Genomic DNA, 18,386 nt, shown 5'->3' with positions numbered 1-18,386 from the left:
GCTCTATCCAGGGTCTCGCAGTCCCTGGCTGGGACCCGGCCCGGTCAGAGCGCCAGCACGATTCGCCCGGCGGCGATGCCGGCGTCCTGCCGGGCCCAGGCGTCCGCGACCGAGTCGAACGGCACGATCTCGTGGTCGACGGTGAGCCGCCCCGCCGCCGCATGCCCGGCCACCACGCCCAGCGCCGCCGCCCGTTGCGCAGTCGACAGCCCGTTGTTGGTGTAGCCGACCAGGCGCAGCGAACCGCCCCGCAGCACGGCGGACTCGATCGGCGCGGTTGCCCCCGCCGCGCTGCCCAGGTTGACCAGCCGGCCACCGGGACGCAGCACCCGCAGGGCCGCCGCCGCAGGCACACCGAAGACCGGGTCGAGGACGAGGTCGACCGGACCGTCGGCGACCTCACGGAGTCGGTCGGCCATCGACGCGACGTCGTCGTCGGGCAGCAGCGGGATGGCGACCGCCGCGCCGAGCTCCTCGGCGCGGGCTCGCGCCGAGGCAGAGCGGGCCACGGCGATGACGCGGCGGGCGCCGCCGAGCAGGGCGAGCTGGACGGCGGCCTGACCGACCACACCTCCGGCTCCCAGCACGATGACCTGGTCGCCGGCCGCCAGGCCGCCGGCGTGGGTCAGCGCCGAGTGCGCGGCGACCGCGGAGAGACCGAGGGCCGCGAGAAGGGTCAGCGGTACGCCGGACGGCAGCGCCACCACGTCGGCGGAGGGCACCGCGACAGTGGTCGCCATGCTGCCGTCGACGCCGGACCTCATCCCGGCCGACGTGCCAAACCAGACGGCCGAGCCGTCGGCGAGCCGGCCGACACCCTGCACACCCGGCACGTACGGGGTGCTCGGCGCGCCGAAGTAGCTGGTGCCGCTGGCGCAGAGCAGGTCCAGCGGGGTGATCGGCACGGCCTCGACGGTGACCGCCACCTCGCCGTCGTTCGGCACGCGCGCCGGCCGCTCGGTGATCGTCGGCGGTGTGCCGCAGGCGTTGAGCACTGCCGCGCGGATCACGTCGCGATGTCCGGGTAGGGCATCGGGAAGTGCGCCAGCCGTGCGCCGTAGGACTTCTGGTATTCCAGCGGCTCGGTGTTGTCCCGTTCGAAGAGGGCGATGAAGAGGGTCAGGGTGAGGAACGGGTGCGCCCCCAACTCGAACAGCTTCACGTGGTCGTGGGTGGCCAACGCCTCCCGCTCCACGTCGTCGAAGCGTAACCAGGTGCTCGCCTCGCCGGTGTGGCAGTTCAGCACTGTGTTGGCGCACTCGGCCTCCCACCAGGTGACCAGCTCACGCGGCTCGCTGCGGTAGCGCTCGACCAGCTCGGGGTCCCGGTCGACCATGAAGAGGAACTTGTTCAGCAGGTACTTGCTCATGCCGCCGGCGCTCCGTTCGGGTACCAGGTGAAGTAGGCCTCCATGGTGTGGAACAGATCGAGGGTGTCGACGTGGTCGGCCTTCGCGCCGGCCCCGGCCACGCCCATCATCAGCATGAAGTCCATGAAGCCGTGGGTGGCGTTGCCCGGTGAGTGCAGGCTGTCCAGTGTGACCTCGCGCAGGCACTCGTCCAGGTCGCCGTTGGCGATCCACTCGACGGCCCGCTGGTCGAACTCCGGGTCCGGGCCGTGCGGGCCGAACTGCCGGGGGCCGCCCAGCTCCAGCGAGAGGTGGCCGGTGCCGATGACGGCCACCCGCAGGTGCGACGGCCACGATTCGACGATCTCCCGGATGCTCTGGCCGAGCTGGACGAAGCGCTTCGGCTGCGGCAGGGGCGGCGCGAAGATGTTGGTGTAGATGGGCACGATCGGCAGGTCGGCCTCGGGCCGCAGCGTGATGATCGGGCAGGTGATGCTGTGGTCGATGCGCAGCTCGTTGCTGAACGCGAGATCGAACCCGGCGTCGAGACCGGCCCGCAGGATGTGCCCGGACAGGTCCTCCTGACCCTTGAGCAGCATCCGGGGCAGCCCGAACTCGCGTTCCTCGTTGTACCAGTTGGCGTCGTAGTGAGGCGCCTTGCCGACCAGGAACTGCGGCATGTTGTCCAGCCAGAGCTGGTGGAAGTGGTCGGAGCCGACCATCACCAGCACGTCGGGTCGGGCTCGGGTCAACGTCTCCCGGAAGGCCAGGATCTTGCTGGTCCACTCGTCGGCGAACGGCGGCCGGTCATCGCCGGTGGCCGTGCTGGCCCGGTAGTAGAAGGGGTGGTGGGTGGAGGCGATGACCGCGACGACGGTGGCCATTGGGCTCCTTTCGCTGGCAGCAGAGGGGGATCAGGGCTCGTAGACGGCGTTGCGGTCCACGGCGCGGTAGATGTCCATGCCGAGCGGGCGGCGCCGCTCCTCGGCGAGGTGCCCGAGCAGCCCCGCCGCGCGGGCCAGCAGGGCGAAACCGCGCAGCATCTCGACGGGGAGCCCGAGGTCGGCGAGCGCCGCGCCGCAGACCCCGGCGCCGTTGAGGGGCAGGGTCCGGCCGAGCACCTGCGGGTGCACCCGCCCGATCGCCTCGAACAGCCGCAGGTGCGGGCCGTGCAGACCCTCCTCGGTGGCGATCCGGATCAGCACGGGCGTGCGCGGGTCCTGCTCCTTGTGCACCGGATGCCCGAGCCCGGGGACCAGTCGGCGCTCCTGCCTGGCCCGGGTGACCGCGTCGAGCGCCAGCGCGTCGTAGTCGGTCACCTCACCGGCCCCCGAGAGGGTCTCGGCGAGGAAGCGTCCACAGTCCTCGGTGACACCGAGGAAGCGGGAGCCGCCGCCGAGCAGGCCGGCGGCGAGCGCGCCCTGCAACGACTCCGGCGCCGACAGGTACGTCAGCCGGGCCGCGATCGCCGTCGGGGTGAAGCCGTGATCGGCGAGCGCCACCAGCACCGCCTCGAAGACCCGCACCTCACCCCGGGTGGGCCGGCGGCCGGCGACCAGCCAGTACGCCAGCTCGCCGAAGCCGACCTCGCCCATCAGGTCGCCGGCCAGGTCCTGCCCGAGCAGGGAGATGCTCGTCGGGTCGGACGTGCCGATCCCGGTCGGAAAGCTCAGTTCTTCAGCCACGCGCGGATCTCCTCGCCGTGTTCGTCGAGCCCGGGCGGCGGCAGCTCGTAGCGCGCCGGGGTGTCGGAGAAGGTGATGGGGTTGCGGACGCCGGGCACGTCACCGACGGCCACGACCGGGTCGAGCCCCAGCTCCTCCGCGAGCGCCACGCCGCCGTCGATGGTGTTGATCGGCGCACAGGGGACGCCCGCGGCGAGCAGGTCGCGGAACCACTCGTCCTTGGTCCGCTGGGCGAGTCGTTGCACCAGCAGCGGTCGCAGCTCCTCGCGGTTGGCGGTGCGGTCCTGGTTGCGCCCGAAGCGCGGGTCGTCGGGCAGTTCGGGCAGGTCGAGCACCTGGCAGAGCTTGCGGAACTGCCCGTCGTTGCCGGCGATGACGATCAGCTCGCCGTCGGCGGTGGGCAGCGGCTCGTACGGGAAGAGGCTGGGGTGCGCGTTGCCCATCCGGAACGGGACGGTGCCGCCGGCGACGTAGCCGCTGGAGTGGTTGACCAGCCCGGACAGCGCCGAGCTGAGCAGGTTGACCTCGACGTGCTGACCCCGCCCGGTCTCGCCACGGTGGCGCAGCGCGGCGAGGATGCCGATGTTCGCGTGCAGCCCGGCCATGACGTCGAAGACGGAGATCCCGGCCCGGTACGGCGAGCCGTCCGGGTCGCCGGTGAGGCTCATCAGGCCCGAGATCGCCTGCACCATCAGGTCGTAGCCGGGGAAGTCCCTACCCGCGCCTGTGCCGAAACCGCTGATGCTCGCGTACACGATCCTGTTGTTGCTCGCGGCGACGCTGTCGTAGTCGAGGCCGAACCGGGCGAGGCCGCCCGGCCGGAAGTTCTCGATCATCACGTCGGCGCGGCGGGCCAGCTCCTGCGCGGCGGCCACGTCGTCCGGTTTCTTGAGGTCCAGGGCGACCGACCGCTTGTTGCGGTTGATGCCGAGGTAGTACGTCGAGACGCCGTCGCGGGTGGGCGGCATCCAGGTGCGGGTGTCGTCGCCACCGGGACTCTCCACTTTGATCACCTGTGCGCCCAGGTCGGCCAGGAGCATCGTCGCGTACGGCCCGGCGAGGATCCGGGAGAAGTCCGCGACGAGCAGGCCGGCCAGTGGCCCCGTCGATTGCTGCACCATGTTTCCGCCCGTCCTGCGGACACCTGTCCGCCCGCACAGCTTGCGATACCGCAGGGGGCCTGTCAACGGTGCGTTCATCGCGCGGAAACACGCTCTTGACACGTCTCGTGACCGGGACCACACTTGCGCCACTCGGGCTGGCCGCACAGCGGACAAGAGTCCGGACTCCCCTCGTACCCCGGAAAGGAATGGGTGGCGATGAGCGCAACCGACCGGCCGGTGGTCTTCCGAAACGGCCTGGTTCTCACCATGGACGACGCCCACACGGTGCTGCCCGGCGCCGACGTGCTGGTCGTCGGCGACCGGATCGCGGAGGTCGGCGTCGGCCTCACCGCGCCCGACGACGCCCTGGAGATCGACGCCACCGGCGGCATCATGATGCCGGGCATGGTCGACACCCACCGGCACATGTGGCAGACCGCCATGCGTGGGTACGGCGCCGACTGGACCCTGACCCAGTACTTCGTCTGGTACTACCTCGAATCCGGCAAGCTGTTCCGTCCCGAGGACGTCTACGCCGGCAACCTGCTCGGCGCCATCGAGGCGATCGACGCGGGTGTCACCACCACCGTCGACTGGTCACACGGGCTCCAGACGCCCGAGCACGCCGACGCGGCAGTGGACGCCCTGGAGGCGGTCGACGGACGGTTCGTGCTCGCCTACGGAAACATCCAGCAGGGGCCCTGGCAGTGGGCCACCTCGCCGGAGTTCCGCGACTTCCACCGCCGCCGCATCGACGGCGGCAGGCTGGCCGGCTTCCAGATGGCGTTCGACGTCACCGGCGACCCGGCCTTCCCGGAGCGGGCCGCCTTCGAGGTGGCCCGGGAGTTGGGCGCCGCGGTGACCACCCACGCCGGAGTCTGGGGCGCCACCAACGACGACGGCATCCGGCTGATGCACGAGAACGGGTTCATGACCCCGTCGACGGTCTACGTGCACGCGGCGACGCTCACCCACGACTCGTACAACCGGATCGCCGCGACCGGCGGCTCCGTCTCCGTCTCCACCGAGAGCGAGCAGAGCGCCGGTCAGGGCTACCCGCCCACCTGGCAGTTGCGCCACCACGACATCCCGGTGTCGCTGTCGATGGACACCAGCGTGTGGTGGAGCGGCGACCTCTTCTCCGCGATGCGGAGCACGCTCGGCGCGGACCGCTCCCGCGAGCACCTGGAGGCGCACGCCAAGCAGGAGACCATCACCCACTGTCACCTGCGCGCCGAGCAGGTCGTCGAGTGGGCCACCCGAGGCGGCGCCCGCGCGCTCGGCATGGACTCCACGATCGGCGCCCTCACCGCCGGCCGACAGGCCGACGTGGTTCTGATCAAGAACGACGCGTCGCCGGTGATGTTCCCGATCCTGAACCCGCACGGTCACGTCGTCTTCCAGGCCCAGCGCGGCGACGTGCACACCGTGCTGGTCGGTGGGCGAATCGTCAAGCAGGACGGCCGCCTCGTCGGCGTCGACCTCGCCGCCGCGCGGGCCGCTGTGGCGTCGACCATCGACCACCTCCGCGAGACGATGGGGGAGGAGGCGTGGCAGCGGGGCATGAACCCGGACGTCCCCGAGACCGCGATCCTGGAGAACCCCTACCAGTACACCGAGTGGGACGCCGGCTCGGCGCAATGGAAGCATTAGGACATGAGTGACAACGGAAGGGGCGCCGGGCCCGACTTCATCGAGGCTCTCGCCCGTGGCCTCGACGTCCTGCGCTCCTTCCGTCCGGCCTGCCCGTCGATGACGCTCAGCGAGATCGCCACCGCCACCGGCCTCGCCCGGCCCACCGTCCGGCGCATCCTCATCACGCTCGAATCGCTGGGCTACGTCCGCGCGGTCGGCCGTGGCCACACCCTCACCCCGCGCGTCCTGGAGCTGGGGATGGCGTACGTCAACGCGCTGAACATGTGGGACGTGGCCCGCCCGCACATGGAGAAGCTGGTCGCGCAGACCAACGAGTCGACCTCGATGGCACAGTTGGACGGCAGCGACATCGTCTACGTCGCCCGGGTGGCCGTCCCGAAGATCGTGACGCTCGGCGTCACCATCGGCACCCGCTTCCCGGCTCCCGCGACCTCGATGGGCAAGGTGCTGCTCGCGGCACTGCCACCGGAAACCCTGGCCGCCGTGCTCGCCGAGCCGACCCGCTCCGGCATCACACCACGCTGGCAGCCCTCCCCGGGCGACCTCGACGCCGTGCTGCGCGAGGTGCGGGCGAAGGGCTGGGCCCTCGCCGACCAGGACCTGGCCCCGGGAATCCGGTCCGTCGCGACCGGCGTACGCGACGGCGACGGGCGTGTCGTGGCCGCCATCAACGTGACAGTGCACGCGGCCGAGACCTCGCTGGAGACCCTGCGGGAAGAGCATCTGCCGAGGTTGCTGCGCGCCGCCGCCGACATCGGGCACGACTGGGCGCTGACCGCCGCCGTGCCGGTGGTGACCGTGTAGGTGCGCTGGCCTGCCGGTCATGAGCTCCGTGGATCGTCCGGGGCGGTGCCGACACCCGGCCGGATGCCATAGTGCCGCGATGAAGGCAGACCTGCACAGTTACTTGAGGGGCGGCCGCGACACGCTGCTGTGGAAGCTCGACGGGCTCGGCGAATACGATATTCGGCGTCCGTTGACCCCGACCGGGACCAACCTGCTCGGTCTGGTGAAGCACGCGGCGGCCATGGAGATCCTCTACTTCGGCGTCGTGTTCGGCCGACCGTTCGACCAGGAGCTCCCGTACGTCGGCGACGAAGCGGAGGCCAATGCCGACATGTGGGCGACCGCGGACGAGACCCGCGAGGAGATCGTCGGGGTGTACCGTCGCACGATCGCCCACGCCGACACCACCATCGAAGCCCTCGGGCTGGACGAGGTCGGCCGCGTGCCGTGGTGGGGTGACGCAGCGGTCACGTTGCACCACGTCCTGATTCACGTCATCGCGGAAACACAACGGCACGCCGGCCACGCTGACATCGTGCGCGAACTCATCGACGGCGCGGCCGGGCTGCTGCCCAGCAACGACAACCTGCCCGCCGCCGACGAGTCGTGGTGGCTGGACCACCGCCAGCGAGTGGAGCAGGCTGCCCTCGACGCCAGCAAACGCAGCAACTAGGCGTGTTTCAGAAGGGTTCGCTACCAGGGCTGCGGCGTCGCTTCGGCCGGCTAAGTGCCTGTTGGCCTTCGTGAGAGGATCTGAGGCGTGACCTTCCACAGAAGGGGCCGTGCCTCGTAGGCAGCCTCAATCGCTTCGTCGCCCCGTACCGATCATGCGAAGCCCGTGGTCCCGTTATCGGGATGTTCCTGGACTCTCCGGTCCCGGGAACGCTGCTGTCCGCCTGCTGGAGGGGCGGCGGTGGCTGCCGGGCATGGTGGCAGCCGCAGTCAGCGTATGGGGCGTGCATGCATTCGGCGGGCAGCGTCGGTGGAGACCGTGGGAAGCGGAGTTCACCTGTTCCTGTTGTGGCGATGGCTGGGCGCGTCTGCGCTTGGAGGAGGCAGTCACCATGCTGCCTGGCCATGCCGCGCGAGAGCTCCGAGTCGTTGTCGACCGTCTGGATGACGCGCTGTTGAGACGTACTTATCACGACCCCCAAACGCACGGGGATGATCCTTGGTGGCTGCGCCGCTGTTAAAGGTCCTCCACGTCGTTGCGATCAACGAATGGTTCCGACCCGAGCTATGAAACAGGACCTAGCTCTCTGCCGGTCGTGTCCTCTGCCGGTCGTGGCAGCCAGATGATGGCGGCGACGAGGACCGGGCTGGCCCGGTAGATGGATGCGCGCCGGCGTAGCGGGCGGTCAGGCTCGACACTGCAGGATCCCGTCGTTGGCCCGCGACCAGAGCCACGGACGGCATCCTCCACCGGTCGGCACGGCCTACGGCGGCGGGGCCGTCGGCGCGGAGTCTCCGTTCCTCGGCCGGCTTGCCGCCTGGCCGGGTCTGCCGCGAATCGATCATGATGACTGAAAGTGTCGTACACGTGTTCTAGATTCAGGTCATGGTCGAGGAGTTGCCGCAGGCTGAGGACGCCATCGCGGCCTGCGCCGACACGGCCATCTGGGCACTGCCCGAGGGCGAGCTGATCGCCGCGCTCGACACCGCGTACCGCATCGAGCAGCGACTCGCGGCGGTGAAGCTGGCCCTGGTCCGTGAGCTCGACGGCCGAGGCACCGCCACCACGCAGGGTGCCTCCTCCACCGCGGTCTGGCTCCGCGAACGGTTACGCCTCACCATCCCGGCCGCTCGCCGCCTCGTCGACCTCGCCGCCGTCCTGGACACCGGCAACCCTGGCGTACGCCACGCACTGGCCGATGGCCACATCACCGTAGAGCAGGCCCGGGTCATCACCGACACGATCGACACCGTGCAGACCGCCGCCGGTCCCGAGGCCGCTGACAAGGCCCTCGGAGTGCTCGTCGAGTGGGCCGGGCAATTCGACCCCACCCTTCTCCGCAAACTCAGCACCCGCATCCTCGACCACGTCGCACCCGACATCGCCGACGCCGCCGCCAAAGCCGCCCTGGATGCCGAAGCCCGCCGCGCCACCCGCGACCGCCACCTCACCCTCTCCACCCTCACCGACGGCCGTCTGCGACTCACCGGCATCCTCGACACCGAGACCGCCGGGCTGCTCCGCGCCGCCATCGACCCCCTCAGCGCACCGTCGGGCCCTGATGACCAGCGCACTCCCGCGCAGCGCCGGCACGACGCCCTCAGCGACGTGTGCCGCCTCGCCCTGCGCACCGGCGAGCTGCCCGAGCACGGCGGCGATTGCGCCCAGGTCGTCGTCACCACCAGCTACGACGGGTTGACCCGGCAACTGGGCAGCGGCACTCTCGACACCGGCCTGCACCTCACCCCCGAGGCCGTGCGCCGACTCGCCTGCGACGCAGGCATCCTTCCCGCCGTCCTCAGCGGAGCCGGCCAACCACTCGACATCGGCCGGCAACGCCGTCTCATCACCGGCCCCCTCCGGCGAGCCCTGGTGCTGCGGGACGGTGGCTGCGCCTTCCCGGGCTGCGATCGGCCACCGCGCTGGTGCGACGCACACCACATCGAGCACTGGGCCGACGGCGGCCAGACCAGCCTCGCCAACGCCGTCCTGCTCTGCGGCCACCATCACCGGCACCTGCACCTGCACCACAGCGACTGGACCGTGCGCCTGGCAGGCGACGGCCACCCCGAATTCGTCCCACCGGCCTGGCTCGACCCCGAACAACTACCCCGCCGCAACCACTACCACCGACGAACGTGAGCACCACGAGCACATAACGATCACCCCGGTAGCCAGCACAGCACGCCCTGATTCCGCCCGGCCACCGAGGCGAGGAGAGGCGCGGGACCAGGATGCACGCTCTCGCCCTGACCTTGGCCGGCTCGGTGCTGCTGGTGGAGGGCCGGGCCGCCCTCGACGCCGTGCCGCCGTGCCGCCGTGCCGCCATGCTCACCGTGCTCACCGTGCTCGCCGTGCCGCCATGCTCACCGTGTTCACCGTGCCGCCGTGCCGCCGTGCCGCCGTGCCGCCGTGCTCACCGTGCCGCCGTGCTCGCCGCCGCCCTCGCCGCGGTGCCGGTGGTGGACGCGCCGAGCGTGACGATGGTGATCGCGTGGCTGCCGCGCCGCCGATCCCTGGCCTTAGCCGGGCTGATCCGGGCCGCTGCCCATCTGTCTGGTGGTTCTGCTGGTTGGTCGCCACCCCGACGAGTGGCTGTAAATGGACGGCCGTTCGGATACGCGGCCCGGCGGTCACGAAAACCGGCGGCGAATCGTCACAACCGGCAGTTAGTCTGCCTGCGCGCGTCGTCGTCCTGGCACGTCGCGCCCCGCGCCTGGTCGGCGCGGCATCGCCGCCACCGCCCACCATTGGCCGGCTCAATCGACTTCAGGAGAGTCAGTGACACAGCAATCCGTCGCGACAGCGGACAAACTCGACGCCGCGGTGCTCAAGGTGGCGGGCGTCGTCGTCCTCGGCGCGATCATGTCGATCCTCGACGTGACGGTGGTCAGCGTGGCGCTGCCCACCTTCCAGAGCGAGTTCGACGCGTCGTACGCCCGCGTCGCGTGGACGATGACCGCCTACACCCTGGCCCTGGCCACCGTGATCCCGCTCAGCGGTTGGGCGGCCGACCGGTTCGGCACCAAACGCCTCTACATGGTGGCGTTGGCCCTGTTCACCATCGGCTCGGGGCTCTGCGCCACGGCCGACACGATCGGCGAGCTGATCGGCTACCGCGTGCTTCAGGGCCTCGGCGGCGGCATGCTCATGCCGCTGGGCATGACCATCATGACCCGCGCGGCGGGGCCGCACCGGATCGGCCGACTGATGGCCGTCCTCGGCATCCCGATGCTGCTCGGGCCGATCGGTGGCCCGATCCTCGGCGGCTGGTTGATCGACACCGCGAGCTGGCACTGGATCTTCCTGATCAACCTGCCGATCGGCGTCGTCGCACTGATCTACGCGCAGATGGCGCTGCCGAAGGATGCCCCCGAGCCGTCCGAGTCGTTCGACTTCGTCGGCATGCTCATGCTCTCGCCGGGCCTGGCGCTCTTCCTCTACGGCGTCTCGTCGCTGCCGGAGGCGGGCACCTTCACCGAGGCCAAGGTGTGGGCCCCGATGCTCGTCGGTGGCGCGCTGGTGGTGGCGTTCGTGCTCTACTCGTTCAAGCCCCGGCACCCGCTGCTCGACCTGCGGCTGTTCCGCAACCGCAGCCTGACCATCGCGTCGCTGACGCTGTTCGTGTTCATCATCGCGTTCATGGGCGCCGGCCTGCTGTTCCCGAGCTACTTCCTTCAGGTGCGCGGCGAGACGACGCTGGCGGCCGGTCTGCTGTTGGCCCCGCAGGGCATCGGCGCGATGATCACCATGCCGATCGCCGGCACGTTGGCCGACCGGGTGCCGATCGGCCGCACCGTGCCGTTCGCGCTGGGGCTGATCGTCGTCGGGTTCTTCAGCTTCACCCAGGTCGACCCGCAGACCTCGTACTGGCTGCTCGGCGGGTCGCTGTTCGTGATGGGCCTGGGCATGGGCGGCACGATGATGCCGATCATGACGTCCGCGTTGCGGACGTTGCAGGCTCAGGAGGTGGCACGCGGCTCCACCCTGGTCAACATCCTCCAGCAGATCGGCGGGTCGGTCGGCGCCGCCGTGATGTCGGTGATCCTCACCAACGAGCTGAACGGCTCGCGGCCGATCCCCGGCCTGGTGGACGAGAGCGGCAAGCCGGTCACCGAGGCCGGGCTGGCCATCGCCTCCCAGCAGCGGCCGGAGCTGCTCCAGCAGATGCCGGTGGACCCGTCCATCATCGAACGAGGGCTCGACTTCGCCGCCACGTCGTTCGCCACCACGTTCTGGGTCGCGTTCGCGCTGGTCGTGCTTACGTTCATCCCTGCGGCCCTGCTGCCGCGCCGACGTCAGCCGGCGCAGCTCGACGACCCGCAGGGCGAGCTGGTCAAGACGCCCGTCGTCATCCACTGAGCAACCCGCCCGCCGCGCTCACCATCCCCCGGATGGTGAGCGCGGCGCTGTCGGGCGGTCGTCAGCGCAGCGGGCCGTCGCCGGGGCCGTCCGGGTCCTCGACCACGTGGATCGCGGCCTCCTCGGCGCTGGCGGCACCCGCGTCGATCCCGGCGTCCCACGCCACCGACTCGGCCTCGTCGTCCTCGCGGACGCCCTCGTCGTACGCGACGAGACGGCCGGCGCGCGCCTCGGCCTCGTAGCCCCGGCGGGTCAGCTCGTCCTCGTCGTCGCCGCCCTCGGCGTACGGGTCGACATCCGGCACCTCCTGGGCGAGGTACTGCTCCAGGGACTCGCCCGCCCGCTCCTCGGCCGGCGTGGTGCCGAACCGGTTCGCCGCCGTCCAGTGGTCCTCGGCGACGATGCCGGTGTCGAGGGGGTCGCCGACGCGGTCGTCGTCCAGGGTGTCTGAGGCGTCCAGGACCCCGTCGTCCTCGGCCACGTTCCACTCGTCGACGGAATCCATCCGTTCGGTCTGGCTCACGGCGGTCTCCTCTGCGTCACGGTGCACCAAAGTGCCCAGCCTATGACCGTCCAACGCCGGCGCAGCCCGAGGCCTGCCCGCTGTGACGAACGGACCTCGGGCTGCGACGCCGGTGCCGGGTCAGCGGCTCAGCAGCACCACCACGGCCTCGGTGAACTCCGTCGGCTGCTCGATGTGCCCGAAGTGCCCGCTGTGCTCCAGCACGACCAGCCGTGAGTCCTTGAGGCCCGCGTGCGCCTGCTCGGCCCAGCGGGGACCGCAGATGAAGTCGTACGCCCCCACGATCACCACGACGGGCACGGTGATCTCGCCGAGGTTGTCCCGTACGTCGAAGGGCGTGGGGTCCTGCGCGCCGGCCGGCGCCGACCAGATGCGTACGGCGGCCTGGAACGGGACGAACTCGTCCTGTCGGCCCCAGAAGTCCGCGAAGTACACCGGGAGGGCGGCACGCAGGGCGGCCCCCAACGACTCGTCGTCCGTCGCCGCGCCGATCTGTCCGAAGGCGGCCGGAACCGCCGCGGCCTCCGGCCGGTCCGGGTGCCGCTGCGGGTACGCGGCCAGACCGGCCATCGCCTCGGCCCAGAACTCGGCGCCGGTGACGGGTGAGGTGTCGTAAAGGGCGAGACCGGCGACCCGGTCCGGGTGTGCGAGGGCGTAGCGCTGGACGACGAAACCGCCGTGCGAGTGCCCGAGGAGGTGGACCCGGGGTGCGTCGAGGTGCTCGACGACGGCGTGCAGGAACCGGACGTACGTGTCGAGACGGTAGTCGGCGGCGTCGTCGAGGCGCCCCGAGGCGCCGGTGCCGACCGGCTCGACGTACACCATCGTGAAGTGCTCTTCCAGGCTCGGCGCCCGCAGGTAGGCCCACTCGATGCCGGGGCCGCCGGAGTGCGCCACGCAGACCGGGCCGGTGCCGGCGACGTGGTAGACCTGCCGAACGCCGTCGACGGTGAAGGTGTGGGCGCCCGGTGCGAGGGCGCTGACGTCGTGGCTGGTGGAACCCATGAACTATCTCCCGTTCCGAGACCCGTGCGGCGAATGCCCGCACGGCAACTGGCGCATGACGCGGACCAGATGCGCGGGACGAAGGAAAAGTTCGCTCGGTCGGGGAAGTGTTTTCAGACCAGCGCCGGGACGGGGTGAAAGAGGGTGAGGCGGCGCACTCGCCCCTCGCGCAGCACCTGCAACCACAGCGCCGCGGGTGGGCAGTGCTCCGGGTCGTCGGGCGGGCTGATCAGGTCGGTCTCCCAGATCAGCACGTCGCCGCTGGCGGCCACGTTGCGCAGCCGTTGGCGTACCCCTGCTGTCAGGTCTCGGTTCATGCCCTGGATCGCCAGGTCACGACCGCCGCGCGGGCCGCCCGGCACGACCATCTCGGCGTCCGGCCACCAGCTCTCGCGAACCACCCGGTCGAAGTCGCCGCCCATCGCCGTCGCGATCATGTCGCGACCCTCCCGCCACCGCGATTCGGTCGCCGCGGTGACGTCGGTGTGCGCCGCGGTCGCCGCCGCGCGGAGGCCGCCGGCGAGCGCGCGGCGGGCGTGGCTGAGGCGGCTGCGGACGGTGCCGACCGGCACGCCGCACACGGCCGCGATCTGCTCGTACGACGACGCGTCGCTGAAGTAGCGCAACAGGGTGACCAGCCGGTCCGGCTCGGACAACTGCCCGATGGCGTGCCACACCCAGTCGCGCATCGCGCCCCGGTCCAGTGCCTCCTCGGGGGTGGGAGTGTCGGCGGGGCGGGCGAACCACTCCGGTTCGGCGACCGGGACGGCTCTGGGCCCGCGCACGGTCATCCGACTGTTGTTGCGGACGATGGCGCGCAGCCACGCGCCGACGGCGGCGGGGTCGCGGACCTCGCCGATGCGACGCAGCGCCACCACCATGGCGTCCTGCACCGCGTCCTCGGCGTCCGGGCCGTAACCGAGGACGCTCAACGCGACGGCCCGCATCTCGGCCTCGTGCCGGGCCAGCAGCGCTCCGAGTGCCGCCGCGTCTCCCGCCTGCGCCAGCGCGACCAGTTCCGCATCGCTCTGCGTCACGCCAGTTCCTCCCCGAAATACCGATTTAGTACGCTTGTGCTCGACCAAGCGTACGGCGGGTCGGCGGGCCGATGCCCCGGCTCGGCGGCCGTCCTACGCTGTGGATGGGCTGGCGGCGCGGGTGGCTCGGACCCCGAGCTGCCGCAGGTGCGCGATCAACTCCGGCGGCTCGTGCACCTCCACGTCGCAACCGAGAGTCAGCAGGCGCCACGCCAGCCACTCCAGCGTGTCCGCGTTGCTGCGCAACCGGCAGGAGGTCGCGTCGATCGGCTCCAGATCGACACCGGCGCCACCGAGCGGGCCCGCCATCCGCTCGACCGGCGCGTACAGCGTCACCACCGCCCGGTAGACGGGCGTCAGCTCAAGCAGCTTCTCCGTCATGAACGAGGCGGCGTCCGACGCCGGCAGTTGCCGGGCGGCGACCCGGGTCCGGGTCTGCCGCAGGTCGGTGATCCGGTCGACCCGGAAGATCCGCCAGTCGTCGCGGTCGTTGTCGTAGCCCACCAGATACCAGCGCCGACCCGCCGACACCAGCTTGTACGGCTCGACGAGCCGTTCGGTGTCCACGCCGTCCCGACGGCGGTAGGTGAACCGCAGTTGCTCCCGGTTGTTGACGGCGCTGGCCAGCGCGCTCAGGTGCGCCGGGTCGACCGTCGGTCCCGCCCAGGTGAGCAGCGGTTCGGTGGCCGCCCCGAGTGCGCTGACGCGGTGCCGCAGCCGGGACGGCAGCACCTGTTCCAGCTTTGTCAGCGCCCGTACCGAGGCCTCCTCGATGCCGGCCACCGCATGACCGGCGGCGGTGCGCAGACCGACAGCGATCGCCACCGCCTCGTCGTCGTCGAGCAACAGCGGAGGCATCGCCTTGCCGGCCACCAGGCGGTAACCGCCGATCGCCCCCATCGTCGCCTGCACCGGGTAGCCGAGGTCGCGCAGTCGCTCCACGTCGCGGCGAATGGTGCGCAGGCTGACGCCGAGTCGGGTGGCGAGTTCGCTGCCGGGCCACTCGCGCGGCGTCTGCAACAGCGACAGCAGGCCCAGCAGTCGGGCGGGGGTGTCGGACATGACCTCAGCATGCCAGCGATGTGTGCCAGAACCTGTCCTATATGCCCCGTAGCGTTTCCGGCATGACGCCATTTCGCATCGACATACCGCAGTCGGACCTGGACGACCTGAGTGACCGGCTCGCCCGCACCCGGTGGCCCCGCTCGTTGCCCGGCACCGGCTGGACCCGCGGGGTGCCGGTGGACTACCTCCGCGAGCTGACCGAACACTGGGCGAGCGGTTACGACTGGCGGGCGCACGAGGCTCGGCTCAACGACCTGCCCCAGTTCGTCACCGAGATCGACGGCTTGGACGTGCACCTGCTGCACGTCCGCTCGCCGGAGCCGGACGCGCTGCCGTTGCTGCTGACGCACGGCTGGCCGAACTCCGTGGTCGAGTTCACCGAGCTGATCGGCCCGCTGACCGACCCGCGCGCCCACGGCGCGGACCCCACGCAGGCGTTTCACCTCGTGGTGCCGTCGGTGCCCGGCTACGGTTTCTCGCAGGCGCCGCCGGCCGGGTTCACGATCGACCGGCTCGCCCGGATGTGGGCCGAGCTGATGGCCAACCTCGGCTACCACCGCTACGGCACCCAGGGCGGCGACCTCGGTGCGTACGTCGCCCCGCGGGTGGCGGCGGTGGCGCCGGAGCGGGTGGTCGGCGTACACATCGACGGTGGGTTCGGCTTTCCCACCGCCGCCGACGTGCCGGAGATGAGCGCGGCGGAACGCGCCGAGTGGGAGCAGATGCAGCAGTGGATGAGCGGTGGCGTGGACCATCACGCCCTGCTGCGAGCGGCGCCGCAGACGTTCTCGTACGCCTGGAACGACTCGCCGGTCGGGCTGCTGGCCTGGATGATGCAGAAGTTCAAGGAGTTCACCATGACGGTGCCGACGCCGGAGCAGGCCATCGACCGGGACCACCTGCTCACCAACGTGAGCCTCTACTGGTTCACCGGCACGTCGGGAACGTCGTCGTGGCCCATGTACGAGCGACTCACCGTCGCCGACGACGGCGGATTCGCCTGGCCCATCGGCCAGCGGCGGGTGCCGTCCGGTGTGTACGGCGACGGGTCCGCGCTGATGCGCCGCCTCGCCGAGCGGGACAACACCATCGTCCACTGGCCGCAGGGCAACCCGGGCAGCCACTTCGTGGCCATGGACGAGCCGCTGGCGCACGCGGCGGACATCCGCGCGTTCTTCAAGGGCCTGCGATGACCGACCTGAGCTGGGCGCAGGTGTCCGCTCGACGCCTACGGCGGCACCGGCTCGGCACACCGGTGGTGGAGGCGGCACCGGAGGCGGGACGCGTCGCCGACGTGGTGTCGACGATCTGCGGCGCGCACGCCCAGATCGCATCCGCCGCCGAGCTGTCCATCGGGCTGCGGGTGCCGGGCGCGACCCGCGCCCTGGTGCGCCGGGCTCTGTGGACGGACCGCACGCTGGTCAAGACCCGTGGGCCGCGCGGCACCGTGCACCTGCTCGCCGCAGCGGACCTGCCGATGTGGGTCGGCGCGCTGACCGCGTTGCCGACCCCCTCGTGGGAGCGCAGTGCGGTCCTGCTGACACCCCGGCAGACCGAGCAGGTCCTCGCGGCCATCGTCGAGGCGGTTGCCGAGGCCGACCTGACCACCGCCGAGCTGACCGAGGAGATCGTCGCCCGCACCGGCCCGTGGGCAGGTGACCTGGTCATGGAGGCTTTCCAGGACAAATGGCCCCGGTGGATCGCCGCGATGACCGCCGCCACCCGGGGCGGAGTGATCTGCTTCGGCCCGAATCGCGGTCGGGTCAGCACGTACACCAGCCCGGCCCGGTGGCTGCCCGACTTCGCGCCGCTGCCCGGTCCCGCCGCCCTGGCCGCACTCGTCCGCAGTTACCTGCACGCGTACGGGCCGGCCACCCCGGCGCAGTTCGCCCGGTGGATGGCGGTGCCCCCGGGGTGGGCGACGTCGCTGTTCGACTCGCTCGACCTTGCCGAGGTGACAGTGGAGGGCACCCGGGCCTGGGTGGCCGCCGACGACACCGGGTTCCCCGACGACCGGCCGTCCGGGCTGCGGCTGCTGCCCTACTTCGACGCGTACGCGGTCGGCTGCCACCCCCGCGAACGGCTCTTCCCCGGTGCCGCCGCCGAGCGTGCGCTCGCCGGTGGCCAGGCCGGCAACTATCCGGTGCTGCTGGTGGACGGGGTGGTCGCCGGGGTGTGGCATCAACGCCGCTCCGGCCGCTCGATCCGCGTCACTGTCGAGCCGCTGCGGACGCTCGACGCCGCCCGGCAACGGGAGCTGGCGGAGGAGGCCGAACGCATCGGCGAGATCCTGGAGGGCAAGGCGTCGCTGACCATCGGCACCGTCAGTGTCGGTCCGCACGCCTGAGACCACGCCGGCCCACCGCGTGGGCGAGGATGAGAGCGTGCACCCCGAACCGGTCGACCACTCGCCCCGGCAGTCGTTCCCCTGGGCCGTCCTGGGCCAGCGCTGGGAGGACCTCACCTTCCTGCACTGGGCCGTCGACCCGGAGCTCGTCGCACCGCTGCTGCCGGCCGGAACCCGTCCGGACACGCTGGACGGCGTCAGCCACGTCGGGCTGATCGGCTTCCGGATGGTGGGGCTGGGCTTCGGGCGGGGCCCCGGGGTGCCGTACTTCGGCACCTTCTGGGAGACCAACGTCCGGCTCTACTCGGTCGACGACCTCGGCCGGCGGGCCGTCGTGTTCCGGTCGCTCGACGCGTCCCGCCTGGTGCCGGTGCTGGTGGCGCGGGCGACGCTGCGGCTGCCGTACCTCTGGTCGTCGATGCGGATGGACCGCGACGGTGACCGCCTCACCTACCGGTGCCGGCGACGCTGGCCCGGCCCGGCGGGCACGACGAGCCGGATGGTGGTGCGGGTGGGGGAGCAGGTCGACGACCCGACGCCCCTTGAGCATTTCGTCACCGCCCGCTGGGGGCTGCACACCCGGGCGTACGGGCGCACACTGCACCTGCCGAACTGGCACCCGCGCTGGCCGCTGCACCGGGCCGAGGTGCTGCACCTCGACGACGAGCTGATTGCCGCCGCCGGGCTGCCGGCACCGGTCGGCCCGCCGGTCAGCGTGCTCTACTCGCCCGGTGTCGGGGTCAGGTTCGGCCCGCCCGTGGCGGTCCGGCGGCCCGGCTGATTGGAGCCGGGCCGC

Annotated in this window: 17 protein-coding genes; 8 read left to right on the top strand and 9 right to left on the bottom strand. The window is 71.4% G+C overall.

Features of this window, described 5'->3' with window-relative positions:
* Nucleotides 1-44: 44 nt before the first annotated feature.
* Genes CLT68_RS24420 through CLT68_RS24400 form a run of 5 tightly spaced genes read right to left on the bottom strand, consistent with a single transcriptional unit; the run spans nucleotide 45 to nucleotide 4,154 of the window.
* Nucleotides 45-1,010 carry a quinone oxidoreductase family protein gene (locus tag CLT68_RS24420; RefSeq protein ID WP_099854352.1) on the bottom strand — a complete coding sequence of 322 codons (966 nt, stop codon included), beginning with the start codon at nucleotides 1,008-1,010 and terminating at the stop codon, nucleotides 45-47.
* Nucleotides 1,007-1,369, bottom strand: a complete 363-nt coding sequence (locus CLT68_RS24415) for a hypothetical protein (RefSeq protein WP_088948613.1) — start codon at nucleotides 1,367-1,369, stop codon at nucleotides 1,007-1,009. The genes CLT68_RS24420 and CLT68_RS24415 overlap by 4 nt, the downstream gene beginning before the upstream one ends.
* On the bottom strand, nucleotides 1,366-2,232 hold the full coding sequence (locus CLT68_RS24410; RefSeq protein WP_099854350.1) for a DODA-type extradiol aromatic ring-opening family dioxygenase: 867 nt from the start codon (nucleotides 2,230-2,232) through the stop codon (nucleotides 1,366-1,368). Before CLT68_RS24410 ends, CLT68_RS24415 begins: the two co-directional genes overlap by 4 nt.
* A 30-nt stretch (nucleotides 2,233-2,262) precedes the next feature.
* Nucleotides 2,263-3,033: a citryl-CoA lyase gene (locus CLT68_RS24405; RefSeq protein ID WP_099857577.1), complete on the bottom strand. Its 771-nt coding sequence runs from the start codon at nucleotides 3,031-3,033 to the stop codon at nucleotides 2,263-2,265.
* Entirely contained in the window at nucleotides 3,018-4,154 is a 1,137-nt protein-coding gene (locus CLT68_RS24400) for a CaiB/BaiF CoA transferase family protein (protein ID WP_088948611.1), read from the bottom strand. The genes CLT68_RS24405 and CLT68_RS24400 overlap by 16 nt, the downstream gene beginning before the upstream one ends.
* A gap of 198 nt (nucleotides 4,155-4,352) precedes the next feature.
* Here CLT68_RS24400 and CLT68_RS24395 point away from each other — a divergent pair, with 198 nt between their 5' ends.
* From CLT68_RS24395 to CLT68_RS24375, 5 genes are all read left to right on the top strand, one after another.
* Nucleotides 4,353-5,789 carry an amidohydrolase family protein gene (locus CLT68_RS24395; RefSeq protein ID WP_099854348.1) on the top strand — a complete coding sequence of 479 codons (1,437 nt, stop codon included), beginning with the start codon at nucleotides 4,353-4,355 and terminating at the stop codon, nucleotides 5,787-5,789.
* Nucleotides 5,790-5,792: 3 nt separating this feature from the next.
* Nucleotides 5,793-6,596 (top strand): IclR family transcriptional regulator domain-containing protein, encoded by an 804-nt coding sequence (locus tag CLT68_RS24390; protein ID WP_099854346.1) that lies wholly within the window; start codon nucleotides 5,793-5,795, stop codon nucleotides 6,594-6,596.
* A 79-nt stretch (nucleotides 6,597-6,675) separates the two neighbouring features.
* Nucleotides 6,676-7,251: a DinB family protein gene (locus CLT68_RS24385; protein ID WP_099854344.1), complete on the top strand. Its 576-nt coding sequence runs from the start codon at nucleotides 6,676-6,678 to the stop codon at nucleotides 7,249-7,251.
* An 885-nt stretch (nucleotides 7,252-8,136) separates the two neighbouring features.
* Nucleotides 8,137-9,393 (top strand): HNH endonuclease signature motif containing protein, encoded by a 1,257-nt coding sequence (locus tag CLT68_RS24380; RefSeq protein ID WP_099854342.1) that lies wholly within the window; start codon nucleotides 8,137-8,139, stop codon nucleotides 9,391-9,393.
* A gap of 639 nt (nucleotides 9,394-10,032) precedes the next feature.
* Nucleotides 10,033-11,613 (top strand): DHA2 family efflux MFS transporter permease subunit, encoded by a 1,581-nt coding sequence (locus CLT68_RS24375; RefSeq protein WP_099854340.1) that lies wholly within the window; start codon nucleotides 10,033-10,035, stop codon nucleotides 11,611-11,613.
* A 61-nt stretch (nucleotides 11,614-11,674) separates the two neighbouring features.
* On the opposite strand, the gene CLT68_RS24370 is transcribed toward CLT68_RS24375, so the two are convergent.
* The 4 genes from CLT68_RS24370 to CLT68_RS24355 all read right to left on the bottom strand — a co-directional run bounded on the left by CLT68_RS24370 (nucleotide 11,675) and on the right by CLT68_RS24355 (nucleotide 15,240).
* On the bottom strand, nucleotides 11,675-12,136 hold the full coding sequence (locus tag CLT68_RS24370) for a DUF5709 domain-containing protein (RefSeq protein ID WP_099854338.1): 462 nt from the start codon (nucleotides 12,134-12,136) through the stop codon (nucleotides 11,675-11,677).
* A 120-nt stretch (nucleotides 12,137-12,256) separates the two neighbouring features.
* A complete protein-coding gene (locus tag CLT68_RS24365; protein ID WP_099854337.1) occupies nucleotides 12,257-13,141 on the bottom strand; it encodes an alpha/beta fold hydrolase in 885 nt (294 codons plus the stop codon).
* Nucleotides 13,142-13,254: 113 nt separating this feature from the next.
* Nucleotides 13,255-14,178 carry an RNA polymerase sigma factor gene (locus tag CLT68_RS24360; RefSeq protein WP_099854335.1) on the bottom strand — a complete coding sequence of 308 codons (924 nt, stop codon included), beginning with the start codon at nucleotides 14,176-14,178 and terminating at the stop codon, nucleotides 13,255-13,257.
* A gap of 93 nt (nucleotides 14,179-14,271) precedes the next feature.
* Nucleotides 14,272-15,240, bottom strand: coding sequence for a helix-turn-helix transcriptional regulator (locus tag CLT68_RS24355; RefSeq protein WP_099854333.1), 969 nt, complete (start codon nucleotides 15,238-15,240; stop codon nucleotides 14,272-14,274).
* Nucleotides 15,241-15,302: 62 nt separating this feature from the next.
* On the opposite strand from CLT68_RS24355, the gene CLT68_RS24350 reads away from it, so the two are divergent.
* The 3 genes from CLT68_RS24350 to CLT68_RS24340 are packed head-to-tail and all read left to right on the top strand — an operon-like array spanning nucleotide 15,303 to nucleotide 18,371.
* On the top strand, nucleotides 15,303-16,436 hold the full coding sequence (locus CLT68_RS24350) for an epoxide hydrolase (protein WP_099854331.1): 1,134 nt from the start codon (nucleotides 15,303-15,305) through the stop codon (nucleotides 16,434-16,436).
* Entirely contained in the window at nucleotides 16,433-17,590 is a 1,158-nt protein-coding gene (locus CLT68_RS24345; RefSeq protein ID WP_099854329.1) for a winged helix DNA-binding domain-containing protein, read from the top strand. The genes CLT68_RS24350 and CLT68_RS24345 overlap by 4 nt, the downstream gene beginning before the upstream one ends.
* A gap of 37 nt (nucleotides 17,591-17,627) precedes the next feature.
* Nucleotides 17,628-18,371: a YqjF family protein gene (locus CLT68_RS24340; protein WP_099857574.1), complete on the top strand. Its 744-nt coding sequence runs from the start codon at nucleotides 17,628-17,630 to the stop codon at nucleotides 18,369-18,371.
* Nucleotides 18,372-18,386 lie beyond the last annotated feature (15 nt).

It is taken from the genome of Micromonospora sp. CNZ299 (assembly GCF_002754415.1).
This window is presented reverse-complemented; position numbering and strand designations above follow the sequence as displayed.

Bases quoted from the DNA above. Each gene is read 5' to 3' on its own strand.
- CLT68_RS24415 (WP_088948613.1), bottom strand. From the start codon at position 1,369: ATGAGCAAGTACCTGCTGAACAAGTTCCTCTTCATGGTCGACCGGGAC.
- CLT68_RS24410 (WP_099854350.1), bottom strand. From the start codon at position 2,232: ATGGCCACCGTCGTCGCGGTCATCGCCTCCACCCACCACCCCTTCTAC.
- CLT68_RS24400 (WP_088948611.1), bottom strand. From the start codon at position 4,154: ATGGTGCAGCAATCGACGGGGCCACTGGCCGGCCTGCTCGTCGCGGAC.
- CLT68_RS24395 (WP_099854348.1), top strand. From the start codon at position 4,353: ATGAGCGCAACCGACCGGCCGGTGGTCTTCCGAAACGGCCTGGTTCTC.
- CLT68_RS24390 (WP_099854346.1), top strand. From the start codon at position 5,793: ATGAGTGACAACGGAAGGGGCGCCGGGCCCGACTTCATCGAGGCTCTC.
- CLT68_RS24385 (WP_099854344.1), top strand. From the start codon at position 6,676: ATGAAGGCAGACCTGCACAGTTACTTGAGGGGCGGCCGCGACACGCTG.
- CLT68_RS24380 (WP_099854342.1), top strand. From the start codon at position 8,137: ATGGTCGAGGAGTTGCCGCAGGCTGAGGACGCCATCGCGGCCTGCGCC.
- CLT68_RS24365 (WP_099854337.1), bottom strand. From the start codon at position 13,141: ATGGGTTCCACCAGCCACGACGTCAGCGCCCTCGCACCGGGCGCCCAC.
- CLT68_RS24355 (WP_099854333.1), bottom strand. From the start codon at position 15,240: ATGTCCGACACCCCCGCCCGACTGCTGGGCCTGCTGTCGCTGTTGCAG.
- CLT68_RS24350 (WP_099854331.1), top strand. From the start codon at position 15,303: ATGACGCCATTTCGCATCGACATACCGCAGTCGGACCTGGACGACCTG.
- CLT68_RS24345 (WP_099854329.1), top strand. From the start codon at position 16,433: ATGACCGACCTGAGCTGGGCGCAGGTGTCCGCTCGACGCCTACGGCGG.